Source organism: Roseovarius tolerans (genome assembly GCF_028885395.1).
GTDB lineage: Bacteria > Pseudomonadota > Alphaproteobacteria > Rhodobacterales > Rhodobacteraceae > Roseovarius > Roseovarius tolerans.
Genome location: NZ_CP118494.1, coordinates 213,329 through 230,166, shown reverse-complemented (window position 1 = coordinate 230,166; position 16,838 = coordinate 213,329). Strand labels below are relative to the sequence as shown.

The 16,838-nt window shown below is 61.5% G+C and carries 19 protein-coding genes; 8 read left to right on the top strand and 11 right to left on the bottom strand.

Going from position 1 to position 16,838, the window contains the following annotated elements; all coding sequences use genetic code 11:
• Window positions 1-43: 43 nt before the first annotated feature.
• From dgcA to PVU19_RS01035, 4 genes are all read left to right on the top strand, one after another.
• A complete protein-coding gene (gene dgcA / locus PVU19_RS01050; RefSeq protein ID WP_274789859.1) occupies window positions 44-1,009 on the top strand; it encodes an N-acetyl-D-Glu racemase DgcA in 966 nt (321 codons plus the stop codon).
• Between the two features lie 4 nt (window positions 1,010-1,013).
• On the top strand, window positions 1,014-1,874 hold the full coding sequence (locus PVU19_RS01045) for a D-amino-acid transaminase (RefSeq protein ID WP_050664499.1): 861 nt from the start codon (window positions 1,014-1,016) through the stop codon (window positions 1,872-1,874).
• A gap of 142 nt (window positions 1,875-2,016) precedes the next feature.
• Window positions 2,017-2,511, top strand: coding sequence for a VOC family protein (locus tag PVU19_RS01040; protein WP_050664498.1), 495 nt, complete (start codon window positions 2,017-2,019; stop codon window positions 2,509-2,511).
• Between the two features lie 64 nt (window positions 2,512-2,575).
• Entirely contained in the window at window positions 2,576-3,451 is an 876-nt protein-coding gene (locus PVU19_RS01035; RefSeq protein WP_050664497.1) for a branched-chain amino acid aminotransferase, read from the top strand.
• A gap of 7 nt (window positions 3,452-3,458) precedes the next feature.
• Here the strand turns inward: PVU19_RS01035 and polA are convergent, their stop codons facing one another.
• From polA to PVU19_RS01020, 3 genes are all read right to left on the bottom strand, one after another.
• Window positions 3,459-6,266 (bottom strand): DNA polymerase I, encoded by a 2,808-nt coding sequence (polA, locus tag PVU19_RS01030; RefSeq protein ID WP_274789858.1) that lies wholly within the window; start codon window positions 6,264-6,266, stop codon window positions 3,459-3,461.
• A gap of 507 nt (window positions 6,267-6,773) precedes the next feature.
• On the bottom strand, window positions 6,774-7,508 hold the full coding sequence (locus PVU19_RS01025) for a DsbA family protein (protein ID WP_082237848.1): 735 nt from the start codon (window positions 7,506-7,508) through the stop codon (window positions 6,774-6,776).
• Between the two features lie 9 nt (window positions 7,509-7,517).
• The gene (locus PVU19_RS01020; protein WP_074787842.1) at window positions 7,518-7,697 is read right to left on the bottom strand and encodes a zinc-finger domain-containing protein; all 180 of its coding nucleotides are present in this window, start codon (window positions 7,695-7,697) and stop codon (window positions 7,518-7,520) included.
• 74 nt (window positions 7,698-7,771) lie between these two features.
• On the opposite strand from PVU19_RS01020, the gene PVU19_RS01015 reads away from it, so the two are divergent.
• Window positions 7,772-8,701 carry an ABC transporter ATP-binding protein gene (locus tag PVU19_RS01015; RefSeq protein ID WP_050663813.1) on the top strand — a complete coding sequence of 310 codons (930 nt, stop codon included), beginning with the start codon at window positions 7,772-7,774 and terminating at the stop codon, window positions 8,699-8,701.
• Here the strand turns inward: PVU19_RS01015 and zapE are convergent.
• Together zapE and pip are read right to left on the bottom strand one after the other, a co-directional pair.
• Window positions 8,698-9,759 (bottom strand): cell division protein ZapE, encoded by a 1,062-nt coding sequence (gene zapE / locus PVU19_RS01010; RefSeq protein ID WP_050663812.1) that lies wholly within the window; start codon window positions 9,757-9,759, stop codon window positions 8,698-8,700. The two genes, PVU19_RS01015 and zapE, sit on opposite strands and share 4 nt — an antisense overlap.
• Before the next feature lie 46 nt (window positions 9,760-9,805).
• On the bottom strand, window positions 9,806-10,780 hold the full coding sequence (pip, locus tag PVU19_RS01005) for a prolyl aminopeptidase (protein WP_050663811.1): 975 nt from the start codon (window positions 10,778-10,780) through the stop codon (window positions 9,806-9,808).
• A 49-nt stretch (window positions 10,781-10,829) separates the two neighbouring features.
• On the opposite strand from pip, the gene ubiG reads away from it, so the two are divergent.
• Window positions 10,830-11,579, top strand: a complete 750-nt coding sequence (gene ubiG / locus PVU19_RS01000; protein ID WP_050663810.1) for a bifunctional 2-polyprenyl-6-hydroxyphenol methylase/3-demethylubiquinol 3-O-methyltransferase UbiG — start codon at window positions 10,830-10,832, stop codon at window positions 11,577-11,579.
• Here the strand turns inward: ubiG and PVU19_RS00995 are convergent.
• From PVU19_RS00995 to PVU19_RS00980, 4 genes are read right to left on the bottom strand one after another with little or no spacing between them, the layout of a single operon-like run.
• Entirely contained in the window at window positions 11,563-12,003 is a 441-nt protein-coding gene (locus PVU19_RS00995; RefSeq protein ID WP_050663809.1) for a MarR family winged helix-turn-helix transcriptional regulator, read from the bottom strand. The two genes, ubiG and PVU19_RS00995, sit on opposite strands and share 17 nt — an antisense overlap.
• Complete coding sequence (locus tag PVU19_RS00990; protein WP_050663808.1) at window positions 12,004-12,834, bottom strand: carbon-nitrogen hydrolase family protein; 831 nt, start codon at window positions 12,832-12,834, stop codon at window positions 12,004-12,006.
• Between the two features lie 4 nt (window positions 12,835-12,838).
• Entirely contained in the window at window positions 12,839-13,096 is a 258-nt protein-coding gene (grxC, locus tag PVU19_RS00985) for a glutaredoxin 3 (RefSeq protein WP_050663807.1), read from the bottom strand.
• Between the two features lie 30 nt (window positions 13,097-13,126).
• Complete coding sequence (locus tag PVU19_RS00980; protein ID WP_082237795.1) at window positions 13,127-13,825, bottom strand: ComF family protein; 699 nt, start codon at window positions 13,823-13,825, stop codon at window positions 13,127-13,129.
• 48 nt (window positions 13,826-13,873) lie between these two features.
• Here PVU19_RS00980 and PVU19_RS00975 point away from each other — a divergent pair, with 48 nt between their 5' ends.
• Window positions 13,874-14,692, top strand: a complete 819-nt coding sequence (locus PVU19_RS00975) for a methyltransferase domain-containing protein (RefSeq protein ID WP_050663805.1) — start codon at window positions 13,874-13,876, stop codon at window positions 14,690-14,692.
• 60 nt (window positions 14,693-14,752) lie between these two features.
• Window positions 14,753-15,817, top strand: coding sequence for a ferrochelatase (gene hemH, locus PVU19_RS00970; protein WP_050663821.1), 1,065 nt, complete (start codon window positions 14,753-14,755; stop codon window positions 15,815-15,817).
• Window positions 15,818-15,893: 76 nt separating this feature from the next.
• On the opposite strand, the gene PVU19_RS00965 is transcribed toward hemH, so the two are convergent.
• The gene (locus tag PVU19_RS00965) at window positions 15,894-16,082 is read right to left on the bottom strand and encodes a hypothetical protein (RefSeq protein WP_050663820.1); all 189 of its coding nucleotides are present in this window, start codon (window positions 16,080-16,082) and stop codon (window positions 15,894-15,896) included.
• A gap of 144 nt (window positions 16,083-16,226) precedes the next feature.
• Entirely contained in the window at window positions 16,227-16,829 is a 603-nt protein-coding gene (locus PVU19_RS00960) for a L,D-transpeptidase (protein ID WP_050663804.1), read from the bottom strand.
• Window positions 16,830-16,838 lie beyond the last annotated feature (9 nt).

Here is a 16,838-nt window from a genome sequence, read left to right as displayed (position 1 = left end):
TGCCTCCGGCGGGAGTATTTCTGGAAAGATGAAAGGGGGACGCTTGGAGATTTCAGTGACGCGCGACGTGTTCCGGTTGGCGCAGGTGTTTACCATCAGCCGGGGCTCGCGCACCGAGGCACAGGTGCTGACCGTGCGGATCAGCGCGGGCGGCGTGACCGGTTGGGGCGAATGCGTGCCCTATGCCCGCTATGACGAGACGCTGGAGAGTGTCACGGCGCAGATCGAGGGGCTGCCGAGCGATCTGGCGCGCGAGGGGCTCTATGATCTGCTGCCCGCCGGGGCGGCGCGCAATGCGGTGGATTGTGCGCTATGGGATCTTGAGGCGAAGACAAAAGGTTGCCGGGTCTGGGACCTGGCCGGGTTACGCAAGCCGGGGCCGGAGATTACCGCCTACACCCTGTCACTCGACACGCCCGAGGCGATGCAGGCGCAGGCGGCACAACACGCGCATCGGCCGCTTCTGAAGATAAAGCTGGGCACGCCCGATGACATGCCCCGGCTGGAGGCGGTGCGGCGGGGAGCGCCGCAGGCGAAGATCATCATCGACGCCAATGAAGGCTGGAGCGCCGACGTTTATGCCGAACTCGCGCCGCATCTGCTGCGGCTTGGCGTGGCGCTGGTCGAGCAACCACTGCCTGCGGGTGAGGATGAGGCGCTGATCGGAATGGGCCGCCCGGTGCCTGTCTGTGCCGACGAGTCGTGCCATGACCGGGAAAGCCTGCCGGATCTCAAGGGCAAATATGACGTGGTCAACATCAAGCTGGACAAGACCGGTGGGCTGACCGAGGCGCTGCGCCTGCGCGAGGCAGCAAGGGCAGAAGGTTATGGAATTATGGTAGGTTGCATGGTCGGAAGCTCGCTGGCCATGGCCCCGGCAGTACTGGTTGCGCAGGGCGCGATGGTGACGGACCTTGACGGCCCGCTTCTCTTGGCCGAAGACCGGAAGAACGCTTTGAAATTCGATGACGCCGGGGTGCATCCGCCCGAGGCGGCTTTGTGGGGGTAGGACCATGCGCACTGTCTATGTGAACGGCGAATATTTGCCGGAGACCGAGGCCACCGTGTCGATTTTCGACCGGGGGTTCCTGATGGCCGATGGCGTCTACGAGGTGACGAGCGTTCTGGGCGGCAAGCTGATCGATTTCGCGGGCCATCTGGCGCGGCTGGAGCGGTCGCTCTCGGAGCTCGAAATAAAGAAGCCCGCTGCGTACGACGACCTGCTGGAGATCCACCGCGAGTTGGTGCGCGCGAACGACATTGAGGACGGGCTGGTCTATCTGCAAGTCACCCGCGGCAGCGATGGCGACCGCGATTTCGTATTTCCAGACGCCGAGACGACTGAGCCGACGCTCGTGCTGTTCACCCAATCCAAGCCCGGGCTGGCGGACAATCCGGCGGCGAAAAAAGGCATCAAGGTCATCAGCATCGAGGATATCCGCTGGGGCAGACGCGATATCAAGACGGTGCAGCTGCTCTATCCGTCAATGGGCAAGATGATGGCCAAGAAAGCCGGCTGTGACGATGCCTGGATGATCGAGGATGGGCATGTGACGGAAGGCACTTCGAACAATGCCTATATCGTCAAGGGCAACAAGATCGTCACCCGGCATCTGAGCAATGACATCCTGCACGGGATCACCCGCGCCGCCGTGCTGCGCTTTGCCCGAGAGGCTCAGATGGAGGTGGAAGAGCGAAGTTTCACCATCGACGAGGCGCGCGAGGCGGACGAGGCATTCGTCACCTCGGCAAGCGCCTTTGTGATGCCCGTGGTGGAGATCGACGGGGTCACCCTGGGCGATGGCACACCTGGGCGCGTGGCCACACGGCTGCGGGAGATTTACCTCGATGAGAGTCGCAAAACAGCTGTGTAAGTACGTCAGTTGTCGAGTTTAGCACGTGAACGTGACGGATCAATTAATCTGCATTCACGCACATAAGCTGGGCAGATTCGGGGAATTGAGCGTTCAGCGCGCATGGGTCAACTTGGCGTCGACCAAGAAAAGGACGACACCCATGACCCCTGTTCATCCCGCAACCCGTATCGGCCATGTGCATCTCAAGGTCTCGGATCTGGAGCGCGCCATCGGCTTCTATTCCGGCGTGCTCGGCTTCGAGCTCACGCAATATTATTCCGGCGGGCAGGCGGCGTTCCTGTCGGCAGGGGGCTATCATCACCATATCGGGCTCAACACATGGGAGAGCCTCGGGGCCACACCACCGCCGAAAGGGCATACCGGCCTGTTTCATACCGCGTTCCTCTACCCCGACCGCACCGCGCTCGCCGATGCGCTGCGACGCGTGGTCGGGGCGGGCATTCCGGTCGAAGGCGCAGCCGATCACGGCGTGAGCGAGGCGATTTACCTGTCGGACCCGGACCTTAACGGCGTGGAGCTGTATGTCGACAAGCCGGAGGCGGAGTGGCCGCGCGATGCGAGTGGCAACTTGGCCATGGTGAACAGGCCGCTCGATCTGGACCGCCTCATGGCCGAGGCACCGGCACGAAACTGATCGCTCTGGACCCTCTTGCAAGACCGGCCTAGGGTCTGGCCGAGACGAGGCAGGGAGGAACAACATGCCAACCGGAAAGAACATCCGCACTTATTTTCAGGGCCAATGGCATGACGGCGACTTGGCCGTAATGAAGGCGGCCGATCACGGCATTTGGCTGGGCAGCAACGTGTTTGACGGCGCGCGCTACGCCCACGGCCTGACCCCCGATCTCGACAAGCATTGCGCGCGGGTCAATGCCTCGGCTGCAGCGCTGATGGTGACACCGACGGTGAGCCCCGAGGAGATGGTCGCGATCGTGCGCGAGGGACTGCGCGCCTATCCCAAGGACGCCGCCGTCTACATCCGCCCGATGTATTGGGCGATCGACGGCGGCATGGCGGCGATCGTGCCCAAGGAAGGCGGAGAGACCGGCTTTGCCATCAGCCTCGAGGAAATCCCGATGGCCCCACCCGGCTTTACCACCACACTGAGCCGCACGCGCTTTCGCCGTCCGGTGATGGAGGATGCCGTGGTCAATGCCAAGGCGGCCTGTCTTTACCCGAACAACGCCCGCATGCTGGCCGAGGCGCGGGCGCGCGGGTTTGGCAATGCGCTGGTGGCCGATGCCCTGGGCAATGTGGCCGAGGCGGCGACTGCGAATGTGTTTGCCGTGCGTGATGGCGAGGTGTTCACGCCGGTGCCGAACGGCACATTTCTGGCCGGGATCACCCGGGCGCGGCATATCGCGAACATGCGCGCAGAGGGCATAGCGGTGCATGAATGCGTGATGAGCTTTGCCGATTTCGAGGCGGCGGACGAGGTGTTCTTGTCGGGCAACATGATGAAGGTCACGCCGGTCTCGACCTTTGAAGAGCGGCAGTATCAGCCCGGCCCGCTGACCGAACGCGTGCGCGAGATGTATTGGGACTGGGCGCAGTCGGACGGCACGCGGCCATGAGCCTGCCTTAATGTGCCTTGGCCCAGTTGGCGCCCTGCCCGGCATCCACCACCAGCGGCACCTCGAGATGCACCGCCGGGTCGGCAGCACCCTGCATGACGTCGCGGGCCACTTCGATCAGGCGGCCGATGCTGTCCTCGGCCACCTCGAAGATCAGTTCGTCATGCACCTGTAGCAACATCTTGCAGGGCAGGCCCTCAATCGCGGCGGGCATGCGAATCATGGCGCGGCGGATGATGTCGGCGGCGCTGCCCTGAATGGGCGCGTTGATCGCCGCGCGGCGGGCAAAGCCGGCGCGCGGTCCCTTGGCCGAAATCTCGGGTGTGTGGATCTTGCGGCCAAACAGGGTTTGAACATGGCCGTGTTCCTTGGCGAAGGAGACGGTTTCGTCCATGTAATCCTTGATGCCCGGAAAGCGTTCGAAATACCGATCAATGAAGCCCTGTGCCTCAGACCTCGGGATGCGCAGGTTGCGCGCGAGGCCAAAGCCGGAAATGCCGTAGATCACCCCGAAATTGATCGCCTTGGCCTGACGGCGTACCTCGGGTGTCATCTCATCCATCGGCACGTTGAACATCTCGCTTGCAGTCATGGCGTGGATGTCTTGGCCGTCACGGAACGCCTGTTTGAGCGAGTCGATTTGCGCCACATGGGCGAGGATGCGCAGCTCGATTTGGCTGTAATCGAGACTGACAAGGAGATTTCCCGGCTCTGCGACAAAGGCCTCGCGAATACGGCGGCCCTCCTCGGAGCGCACGGGGATATTCTGCAGATTCGGATCGGTTGAGGCGAGCCGCCCGGTATTGGCCCCTGTCTGCACGTAAGATGTATGCACCCGGCCAGTGTCAGGGTCGATGTGATCCTGCAACGCATCCGTGTAGGTCGATTTTAGTTTCGACAATTGCCGCCAGTCGAGAACGCGGGCGGGCAATTCGTGTTCGGTCGCCAGATCCTCAAGCACATCGGCACCAGTGGCATATGCTCCGGTCTTGCCCTTCTTGCCGCCGTCGAGGCCCATCTCGTCAAAGAGGATCTCGCCCAGTTGCTTGGGCGAGCCGACATTAAAGCTGCGCCCGGCCAGTTCGTGGATCTCAGACTCCAATCCGGCCATTTTCTGCGCGAACTTGCCCGACATGGCGCGCAACGTCTCGCGGTCGACCTTGACGCCGTGGCGCTCCATTCGGGCGAGAACCGGAACAAGCGGACGTTCGAGCGTTTCATAGACCGTGGTGACGCGGGCGCGGTGCAGCTGCGGCTTGAAGATATGCCACAGGCGCAGGGTGATGTCGGCATCCTCGGCGGCGTACTTCACCGCCTCGTCAAGCGGCACGCGGTCGAATGTGATGGCGGACTTACCCGAGCCCAGAAGCGATTTGATCGGGATCGGATCATGGCTGAGATACCGTTCCGACAGGGTGTCCATGCCATGCCCATGTTCGCCCGCATGCAGCGCGTAGGACATCAGCATGGTGTCGTCGATGGGCGCAATCTTGAGGCCGTGGCCCGCGAAGATCTTGGCATCGTATTTCATGTTCTGCCCGATCTTGAGGATCGCGTCATCCTCCAGCACCGGCTTGAGCGCATCCAACACGTCCTGCATCGGCAACTGCCCCGAGGCCAGCGTATCGGAGCCGAAAAGATCATCCGACGCCCCGTCCTTGTGCCCAAGCGGGATGTAGCAGGCGGTGCCAGGTGCCGTGGCGAGCGAGATACCCACCAGATCAGCCTGCATTTCATTGAGCGAGGTGGTCTCGGTGTCGATGGCGACAAAACCCTGCGCGCGGATGGTGGCGATCCAGCCATCGAGCGTCGCCATGTCGCTGACGCGCGTGTAGGCTTCAGGCTCTATTCCAGGCCAATCGGGGGCTTTTGGCGCGTCCTCTGCTGCCTGTGCAGTGGGTTCAGGAATCACCGGCGCATCCTTGCCAAGTGCGTCGGCGATCCGCTTGGAAAGCGTACGAAACTCCATCTCGGCAAGAAACCCGAGCAGCATATCGGGATCGGGGTCGCGCACTTCCAGATCATCCAGCGTGAAATCGAGCGGCGTTTTGCAGTCAAGCTGCACCAGACGTTTCGACATTTCGATCTGTTCGCGCTTCTCGATCAGGGTCTCGCGACGCTTCGGCTGCGTGATCTCTTCGGCGCGGTCGAGGAGCTCTTCAAGAGAGCCGAATTCGTTGATCAGAAGCGCCGCCGTCTTGATCCCGATGCCGGGCGCGCCGGGGATGTTGTCGACACTGTCACCGGCCAGAGCCTGCACATCGACCACGCGGCCCGGGTCCACCCCGAATTTCTCGCGCACGCCGTCAACATCGATGCGGCGGTTCTTCATCGCGTCGAGCATCTCGACGCCGTCGCCCACGAGCTGCATGAGGTCCTTGTCGGAACTGATGATTGTCACTCTTCCACCCAGATCCCGCGCCTGACAGGCGAGCGTGGCGATGATGTCATCGGCCTCATAGCCCTCGATTTCCTCGCAGGCGATGTTAAAGGCGCGGGTGGCGTCGCGGGTCAGCGGGATTTGCGGGCGCAGATCCTCGGGCATCGCGTCACGATTGGCCTTGTAGGCGTCATAAAGGTCATTGCGAAATGTGTGGCTACCCTTGTCGAAGATCACCGCCACATGGGTCGGGGCGTCGTGACCATTGTTGCCCTCGACATAGCGTTGCAGCATGTTGCAAAACCCCGAGACCGCCCCGATCGGCAGCCCGTCGGATTTCCGCGTCAGCGGCGGCAGGGCGTGATAAGCGCGGAAGATGAAGGCCGAGCCGTCGATCAGATGAAGATGACAGCCTTTTCCGAATCCGGTGCTCATGTCTTACCCCCGCGTTTGGCCCTGCCGGGTCTGTTTGCCACGAAGCCGCCCAAGGTGCCAGCGGCTTCATGGCAGAGGAGACTTCGCCATGATTTGGCCGCATTTTGTCCAAATTCGAGACACAGTTTTTCCAACTGACCCGTAGATCAAAGCCAAACCTTTTGGCACGTTGGTACTGCAGAGTGGTCAGCTTATTTTTTATGACCGTCCAATCCTAGTTCGAATTCAGGCTGGCCGCTCTGTACGAAACCAACCCGCAGCGCCGGTCGGCGCGTTTCGGCCGGTCTGCTTCAAAACGGAGAAGACAGATGGCGCGTAAAAGCGAAGACCCTCCCAAGACAGAACACACAGAAGACGAACAACCACGCAAACCGCGTAAGGACAGGCCAATTATCGTGTCACGGCAACAATTCAACGATTTTGCAATGATCTGACTTTAGCAGCAGGATCTGGACTCTGAATTCCTTAGTTTGATTCAGTTTTTGTATCTGGCGCATATCCTAAGGCTTAGGAACAGGGACCGGGATCGGTCATGTTCGTCTCAATTTCGATCAATCGGCGCAGTTTGCGCTCGTCAATATTGCCAAGCACCGCAGTTCTGCCCACGACAAGCGCCGGGGTGCCAAAAAAGCCAAATCTGCGGGCGAGACCGGCTGTTCTTGCGATGGTATCAGCGACGTCGGCACCCTGCATGTCCCCTAGCAGCTGCTCGACATCAATGCCCGCATCCACGGCAATTTGTCTGATATAGGCCGTGTTCGGCATAAATGGCGTACCCATCAAGCGGTCATGAAAAATCGCATACGCCCCCTGACGCCTAGCAGCCAAGGCGGCCTTGGCGGCGCGCCGAGACGCAGGACCAAGCAACGGCAACTCATGCCACGTGATGGTGATCGGCTCGCGGCGTTCCAAATCATGGAGGAGCGGCGAAAGTACCCGGCAGTAGACGCAACGCGCGTCCGAGAAATAGGCGACGGGCACATGATCGGACGGCCTCGGACCTGTGAAGAGATGCGCACAAACGGAGGTCTCAGCAGGCCGCGCATTAGGTTGATCGATCCCTACGAGAGCGGGATTGCCTCTGGAGACCGGTCCGCCGGACAACTGGCGAAACCCATCATTTCCGGGCAGGGGCTCGAAGGTCAGCTCTGGTTCTAAATAGGCCGCCAGGCGCGGAAGACCGAAAGCGGTTGCCGCTACGCCAGAACCTGCCATCAACAGGGCCACGCGCCGGGTCGGCATATGAGGCCCTCAGACTTTACCTTCGAAATCGCGGTGAATGTGCTTAGCATCGCAGTAAGGACATTCGACATAGCCCGTTTCCCGAGGGATTTGCAGCCAGACACGGGGATGGCCCAATGCGCCCTCGCCCCCGTCGCAGGCGACACGGTAGTTGTCCACGATACGGGTTTCCGGGGCTTCGGTTACCATGAGGGCGTTTCCTTTTGCCGTGCTTTCCACTAGGTGCGAATATGAGTGAAGCCAAGCCGAGGGGCAAGAGCAGCATGGCGGCAAATGCCATTGAAATCCGAGGATTGACGAAAACCTACGGCAGTCAGGGTAAAAGCCCTGCAAAACAGGCGCTCACCGGGGTTGATCTGGATATTCCACAGGGATCGGTCTTTGGCCTTTTGGGGCCGAACGGGGCGGGGAAATCGACGCTGATCAATATCCTGGCCGGGCTTGTGGTAAAGACCGCCGGGCAGGTGACAATTTGGGGCTTTGATCAGGATCGCAACCCGCGTCAGAGCCGCGCCTCGATCGGGGTGATGCCACAGGAGTTGAACCTTGATCCATTCTTCACCCCGCGCGGCGCGCTGGAGGTGCAGGCCGGGCTCTATGGTGTGCCGCGCGCGCAGCGACGCAGCGATGAAATCCTGCGGCTGATCGGGCTGGAGGACAAGGCCGAGGCCTATGCGCGCACCCTTTCGGGCGGAATGCGGCGGCGGCTATTGCTGGGCAAGGCGTTGGTGCATCATCCGCATATCCTGGTGCTCGACGAGCCGACGGCGGGCGTCGATATCGAGTTGCGTCAGATGCTGTGGGAGAATGTGCGAAAACTCAATCGCGAGGGGATGACGATCATCCTGACCACGCATTACCTCGAAGAGGCCGAAGAGATGTGCGACGAGATCGCGATCATCAATCTGGGCGAAGTCGTAGCGCGGGACTCGACCGCGAACCTGTTGGGGCGGCTTGATGCCAAGACGATGATCATTCAACCTGACGGGCCGGTGCAGATCTTGCCGGAGGCACCGGGCTTGACCGTGTCGCGACGCGACGGCGGGGCGTTGGAAATCACCTATCATTCTGCCGAGACCCCTGCAGAGGCGGTGCTGGCCGCCGTGCACAAAGCAGGGATCTCGATCCGTGACGTCAAGACCGAGCAGGCGGATTTGCAGGATGTGTTCCTGGATCTGACACGCAGCCGCTAGGCATCTTCACCCCAGCCATCGGATTGCATTTCGCGCAACCGGCTGGCGGTGCGTTCGAATTCGAATGAGCCCTCTCCTTCGAGATAGAGGTATTCCGGCTCTGCCGCTGCCGAGCAGATGAGGCGTACGCGCGCCTCGTATAGCGCGTCGATCAGGGTGACGAACCGCTTGGCCTCGTTGAAATTGCTTCGCCCCAGTTGCGGGATGTTTTCCAGGATCAGCACGCGCGCTGCCTCTGCCAGGGCGAGATAGTCGGCAGGGCCGAGTGGGCGCCCGCAGAGGTCATAGAACGTGGCGCGTGCGACCCCGTTGTGAAACGCCGGAATTTCAACAGCACGCTTGTTGACGATGATGTCGTGCGGGCCGCCCTGACCACCGGTCAGATCCTGCCATATCGTCTCTATCTCGGCGCGGTTCTCGGAATTGAGAGGCGAGAAATAGGTTTGGCTTCCGGCGAGGCGATCCTGCCTGTAATCCGTTGGGCCGACCATTTCGTGCACGACCATGCGCTCCTTGACCAGCGCGATGAATGGCACGAATAATTGCCGATTGAGCCCGTTCTTGTAGAGGTCATCCGGCACCCGGTTGGACGTGGTGACCACCACCACCCCCGCCGCGAAAAGCGCCTCGAACAACCGACCCACGATCATCGCATCGGTGATATCGGTAATCTGCATTTCGTCAAAGGCCAGCAGCCGCACGGATTTGGCCACCTCCGCAGCCACCGGGGCGAGCGCGTCAGTCTCGTTGCGAGCGCGGGCGGCGTGCAGACCAGCGTGGATTTCCTGCATGAACGCGTGAAAATGCACTCGTCGGTTGGGCACGTCGAGGGTTTGCACGAACATGTCCATCAACATGGACTTGCCACGCCCGACCCCTCCCCAGAGATAGAGCCCCTTGGGCGGCTCAGGCGCGCGGCGAAACCAACCCTTGCGCGGGGTGTCAGCGAGCGCGGCGCGGATGCGCTCGAATTCGGGCAGAACCGCCTCTTGCGCGTCATCACGGGTCAGTTCGCCTTCGGCGACAAGGCGATCATAGAGGTGGGGCAGCGTTTCCATAACGTTCCGAATACCGTGATGCGGGTCTCGGGAAAAGCGCGAATGCTCAGGCGCGGCGGGCCAATTTCTGCATGACGCCCACCAGATCAGCGCTGATTCCAGGCTCGGAGAGGGCGTGACCGGCGACCGGGATCATCCGCAGATCGCATTTCGGCCAGAGCGCAGCCACCTTATGCGCAGTGATTGGCGGGCAGATCATGTCATAGCGGCCCTGTACGATGGTGCCGGGCACCTCGTGCAGCTGGTCCATGCGGGCAAGGATATGCCCGTCCTCCTCCAGAAAGCCGCGATGCGTGAAATAGTGGTTTTCCAGCCGCGCAAAGGCACGGGCGTAGTCCGCCGGGCTATCACCGCCGACGCCGGTGGACTGCACCGTGGCGAGCGCGTTTTCCCAAGCCGACCACGCCTTGGCGTGGGTGATTTCCTGCGCCAGATCGCCGGAAAAGAGCCGCTTGTGATAGGCAGTGATCAGGTCGTCGCGTTCCTCCTCGGGGATGAGTGCGACAAAGCGTGCCCATGTTTCCGGCCAAAACGCCCCGGCGCCACCGCCGTAGAACCAGTCGAGTTCTCCTTCTGTCATGGTAAACACACCGCGCAGCACCAGATGCAACGCGCGGTCGGGATGGGTCTGGCCATAGATCAGCGCCAGCGTGGCACCCCAACTGCCGCCGAAGACGATCCAGCGGTCGATGCCGAGAGTGTCGCGGATCTGCTCGATATCGCGCACAAGATGCCATGTCGTGTTGGCCTCGACGCTCGCATGCGGGCGCGATCGTCCGCAGCCGCGCTGATCAAAGAGAATGATTCGATAGATTTCAGGATCGAAGTAGCGGCGCATCGCGGGGCTGCAGCCGCCGCCCGGCCCCCCATGCAGAACAACAACCGGCAGGCCATCCGCCCGGCCCGATTGCTCGACATAGATCGTGTGACCATCGCCCACGTCGAGCATGCGCCGATCGAACGGCTCGACCGGAGGAAAGAGATATTGAACTGCGGTTTTATGGCCCGAGACTTTATCCATGAATGTCCTATATATCGCACGGGACTAATTGAGCCATAGGGAGACCCGAATGCAAGCCGCGCAGAGCACGATAGATGCCACCGAGGTCGCCAAATTCGAAGCGATGGCCGCCGAATGGTGGGATCCGAACGGCAAATTCAAGCCGCTTCACATGCTGAACCCCTGCAGGCTGGACTATATCACGTCGCAGATCGCAGCGGAATTCGAGCGTGATCAAGGGCTACACGCGCCATTCGAGGGTCTGCGCATACTCGATATCGGCTGTGGCGGTGGTCTGCTGAGCGAACCGATGGCGCGGCTTGGGGCCGATGTTGTGGGTGCGGATGCCGCCCCACGCAACATCCCTGTGGCGCAGGTTCATGCCGAGCAATCGGGTCTGAAGATCGACTATCGCCACACCACGGCCGAGGATATGGCCGCAGAGGGCGAGCAGTTTGACGTGGTGCTCAACATGGAGGTGGTCGAGCATGTGGCTGATCCGTTGGCCTATCTGACCGCCTGCCAGCAATTGCTCAAACCCGGCGGGTTGATGGTCTGCTCCACGATCAACCGCAATCCCAAAAGTTTCGCCATGGCTATCGTGGGGGCGGAATACGTGATGCGCTGGTTGCCCAAGGGCACGCATGAATGGTCTAAGTTCATCACCCCGGATGAGCTATACGGCCTGATTGCTCAAGCCGGGCTGACACCGGTGGATCGCAAGGGATTTGTTTTCAACCCGGTCACATGGCAATGGCGCCTGTCGGATCGCGACCTGAGCGTGAATTACGTGACAACGAGCGTCAAATCTCCAGCCTGATGCGCAATTCGCGCAGCACCGGCAGGCTGGCGCGCACGCGGTCCTCGCCAAGATCACGGATCAGATCCGAGACCATCGGCGTGATCGCCGCCATCGCCGCATCGCGCGCCTGACGGCCCGAGGGGCTGATCGCGACCATCTTGCGGCGGGCATCGTCCCAATCGGGGCGGATATGCACGTAGCCCGCCCATTCAAGTTTCGAGAGCGTGTTGGTCATCGCCCCGCGAGTGACATGAAAGCTTTTGGCTAGTTGCGCCGGGCTACGCTCATCTCCGATCCGGGCAAGATGGTTCAGGACCGAGAAATGCGAGATTTCCATACCCTTCGGCAGCACCCGGCTCAGCCGGTTGCGGATCAGCTGCTCGTTGGTGAGGATCTCGCTAAAGAGCGCCACCGCAAGGGAATTACTGGTTGTCTCGTCCATTCAGGGGCCATCAAAACCGCGGTCATGGCGCAGCGAAGGCACGCGCCTGCGTGCTTGTGCCACCTCCGAGGGGTCAAGATCAACCATCACGATCCCGTGATCGGTGCCGCCATCAGCCAGAACCTCGCCCCAGGGTGCGATTGCCATGCTGTGGCCATGCGTTGTGCGGGCCCGTCCCTTGGTGGCGGCATGGGTGCCGGTTTGCGCCGGGGCCAGCACGAAACAGCCGGTCTCAATAGCCCGCGCGCGCAGCATGGTTTCCCAATGCGCGGCACCGGTCACGGGGGAAAAGGCGGCGGGCACGGTCAGGATATCGGCCCCGGCATGGGCGAGGCGGCGATGCAGGGCGGGAAAGCGGATGTCGTAGCAGATCGTCAGGCCAAGCGTGCCCCAGGGCATCTGCGCCAGCACCGCGCGGGTGCCGGGCCGAAAGCCATCGGATTCGCGATAGGTTTCCTCGGGCGTCACATCGACGTCGAACATGTGGATCTTGTCATAGCGCGCCTTCACCTCGCCCTGCGGGTCGATCAGGAAGGACCGGTTGGCAAAGCGCCCGTCGGGATCGTCGGTCTTGAGCGCGAGCGAGCCGATCAGAAGCCAGACGCCATGGCGGGCGGCCTCTTGGCGCAATCCGGCGAGAACCGGGTCTGTTTCCTCGGGGTGCAGCACCTCATTTTGATGGCTGCGGCTGGTCGAGACGCAATTCGTCACTTCTGGAGTGAGGATGAACTCCGCGCCCTGTGCGACCGCCCTCTCCATCATCGCACGGACGGCGGCCAGATTATCCTCTGGCTGGTCGCTGCTGGTCAGTTGCAGGAGGGCCGCGCGCATCGAATCAGCCCTGGAGCATCGGATCGAGCTTGCCCGCGCGTTCCAGCGCATAAAGCTCGTCGCAGCCGCCAACATGCGTCTCACCGATGAAGATCTGCGGCACGGTATGGCGGCCATTGGCGCGGCTCATCATCTCGGTCTTGCGCTTGGGCTGAGCGAGCACGTTGATCTCGGAGAAGTTGACGCCCTTTTGCTTCAGCAGGCGTTTGGCCGCGTGGCAAAAGCCGCAGAGCGGCGAGGAGTAGATTTCGACGGGTTGCATGCACGGTTTCCTGTTCTGTTTGACAGGAACCTAAGCATCCTTGGCGACGCGTGCCAGTGTCAGAATACACACATCCTGCGCGCCAGCGGCATATGCGGCCTGCGCGCATGCCGAGAGCGTTGCGCCGGAAGTCATCACATCATCGACGACAAGCACCTGGCGATCTGTGATCAGCGGGCCGCGCGCCGGGTTAATGCGGATCGCGTCGCTGAGCATGGCGTGGCGGGCGGCTCGGTCGAGTCCGTTGAGGCTCTGTGTGCGCTTGGAGCGATGCAAGAGGTCCAGACAATGAGGTTGACCGATCTCGCGGGCCAACGCCTGCACGAGCAGGGCCGACTGATTGTAGCGACGGCGGAGCATTCGGGTCCAGTGCAGCGGCACCGGCGCAAGCAGGGTGTCGGGTTGCAAGAGCGGCGCAGCAGCACGCGCGAGCCATTTCGCCGCCGGGCGGATGACATCATGCCGGTCACCATGCTTGAGCGCAAGAACGAGGCGGCGACCGTTCTCGTGATATCGCAGCGCCGAGCGCCCGCGCGACCAGGGCCGGGCATTGACTAGGCATTCATCACAGAACTCGGCCTGCGCGCCCGACTCGCCCGGCAGTGGCACGCCGCAGGCGTCGCAGACCAGACCGGAAATGAACGGGGTATCGCGCCAGCAGGGACCACAAAGGCCGAAATCGCTATCGACAGTGGTGCCACAGAGCGTACAACGCGACGGATAGATCAACCGGACCGCTGTTTGAAATGCCGCTCTGTGCACCCTAATCTCCTTGCCATGACCCAGACACCACTCACCGACCGCACCGCCCTTTTCCGCAACCGCCTGCGCGCGGGGCGCGCGCCTGTGCTGTTCCTGCACGAAGTGGCGGCAGATGAGATCGAGGATCGTCTGGCGGTGGTTAACAAATCCTTTACCGCGCCCGCCGTGGTGACGGGTTTCCCCGAATTCTGGCAGACGCGCTTGCCGGAGGCGCGGGTGGTCGCAGATGACGAGACGCTGGCGTTGGAGCCGGGCGCGCATGATCTGGTAATCCATGCCATGTGCCTGCATTGGGCAAGCGATCCGGTGGGGCAACTCATTCAGATGCGGCGCGCGTTGCGGCCCGACGGGCTGATGCTGGGTGCGCTTCTGGGCGGTGGCACGTTGCAGGAGTTACGTGCGGCATTGGCGCAAGCCGAGGCCGATGTGACCGGAGGCCTTTCGCCGCGTATCCTGCCGATGGGGGAAATCCGCGATCTCGGCGCGCTGTTGCAGCGGGCGGGCTATACCCTGCCGGTTGCCGACCGGCTGCCGTTGAGCGTTGAATATCGCAATGCCCGGCACCTGATGCACGACCTGCGCGCCATGGGCGAGGCCAACGCGATGAGTACTAGACCCAGGCGCATGATGCGGCGCGCGGTCCTGAATCGCGCCTGCGACATATACGCGCGTGAATTCGGGAAGGGCACAGGCAGCATTCCCGCGACCTTCGAGATGATTTTCCTGACAGGCTGGTCGCCTGACGAAAGCCAGCCACAACCCTTGCGCCCCGGATCGGCCAAGGCACGGCTGGCGGACGCGCTCGGCTCAGAGGAAAAACCGCTGAAAGATTGACCTTGCGGCGCTAACCTATATGTCACCCCTGACCCGAGACTGACAGGATTGACCAAAGCCATGCTCGACGCCAGCCTTGACGCCGCACGCCCCGCCCACGCCCCCGCCGATCATCCCAAGGTGCCGCGAGCAAAAACCGGCGTGCTGCTGGCCAATCTCGGGACGCCGGATCATTACAGCTATTGGCCGATGCGCCGCTATCTCAACGAGTTCCTCTCGGACCGGCGGGTGATCGACTACAGCCCTTGGAAATGGCAGCCGCTGTTGCAGCTCATCATCCTGACCAAGCGACCGTTTACGAGCGGCGAGGCGTATAAATCCATCTGGAACGAAGACAAGGGCGAAAGCCCCCTGATGACCATCACCCGCGAGCAGACCGCCAAGATGGCCGAGGCAATGCATGTGCGCTACGGCGATCAGGTGATGGTAGATTTCTGCATGCGCTACGGCAATCCGTCCACGAAATCCAAGGTCCGGGCGATGGTCGAGGCGGGCTGCACGCGCATCCTGTTCTTTCCGCTCTATCCACATTACGCCGGTGCCACCTCAGCCACCGCGAATGACCAGTTCTTTCGCGCGCTGATGGACGAAACATGGCAGCCGATTGCCCGCGTGGTGGAGCCCTATTTCGAAAACCCGCTCTACATCGAGGCCCTCGCCGAATCGGTCGAGCGCGCCTACGCCGATATCGACAAGCGGCCCGAGATCCTCGTCGTGTCCTATCACGGCATGCCGAAGCGCTATTTGATGCAGGGCGATCCGTATCATTGCCATTGCCAGAAAACCACGCGCCTGCTCAAGGAGAGGCTGGGCTGGGAGGATACCGAGATCACCACCACGTTCCAGTCGGTCTTCGGCCCCGAGGAGTGGCTCAAGCCCTACACTGTCGACGAAGTGGCGCGGTTGGCGCGCGAGGATGGCAAGCAACGCATCGCGGTGATGGCTCCGGCCTTTTCTGCCGACTGCATCGAGACGCTGGAAGAGATCAACGAGGAAATCCGCGAGAGCTTTGAGGAGGCCGGTGGTGAGGAATTCACCTATATTCCATGCCTGAATGATGACGATGCGCATATCAAGGCGCTGTCTTCGATCGTCGAGAGCAACCTCATGGGTTGGCTCGACTGAGGCACCTCAACGCGAGACGCTGAACGAAAAAAGGCAGCGGAAGCCGCTGCCTTTTCTCTTTGAGTCGGTAATTCGATCAGTCTGCGGCAACTGCGGCAGCGACGATCGACAGAATAACCAGCGGAACCCAGACGGCGGCTGCCGAAGAGCTTGCGTTGGTTTCTTCAACGATGACCGGAGCCTCAATAACGGGCTCGGACAGGTTGCCGGCAAAACCGGTCGAAGCAGCAGCAGACAGAGCGGCCGCGAGAACGAGTTTCTTCATAATTATCCTCCAGATACAGGTGTGACGCTGCAACAGCGCAGCAACAGGCACCCAAGACTTACCTCGTAGCTTTTTCTAAGCAGTAAAATGTCAGGAATGCAAACGTATCTTGAGGCCTTGAATGCATCTCCGGTCGCTTTTTCGTCAAATAAGCAACACTTGAGTGCCGACTTTGGTCAAAGCGAAGAGTTGCGCGATATGTTCATTATAGAGTCCGACACAACCGTTCGACGAGCGCCTCCCAATCTTGCGCGTGTCATGAGTCCCGTGAATCCGGTAATAGGTCCAGCTGAGATAGAGCGCGTGGGTGCCAAGCGGGTTGTCCGGGCCGGGGCCGACATAGGGTGGCCATTCGGGATTACGCTTTAGCATCGAAGGGGTCGGGCGCCAGCTTGGCCCTTCGACCTTGCGCACTACGGAAGTACGACCCCGGCGCGTGAGGTCCTCGGTCAGCGGCACAGAGGAGGGGTAGAGTTTGTAAACGCTTTGGTCCTCGCTCCAGAAATGCACCGCACGCGAATCGATATCGACAAGGATTGCTCCGTTGCGCAGGTTCGAGAAATAGGGCTGCCAATCCAATGTGCGGAAGGCTGAGATATTGCGGCGCACAGTGGTGGTGACGTCGCGTTCATTCTCGACCGTATCGGGGCCATCCACACCCTGAGCGATCGCAGGCGCGCCGATCATCGCGCAGCTTCCGGCCAGAAAGGCCCGGCGGTTCCACGTGTCCCGGATATCAGAGGTCATCTTTGGGTC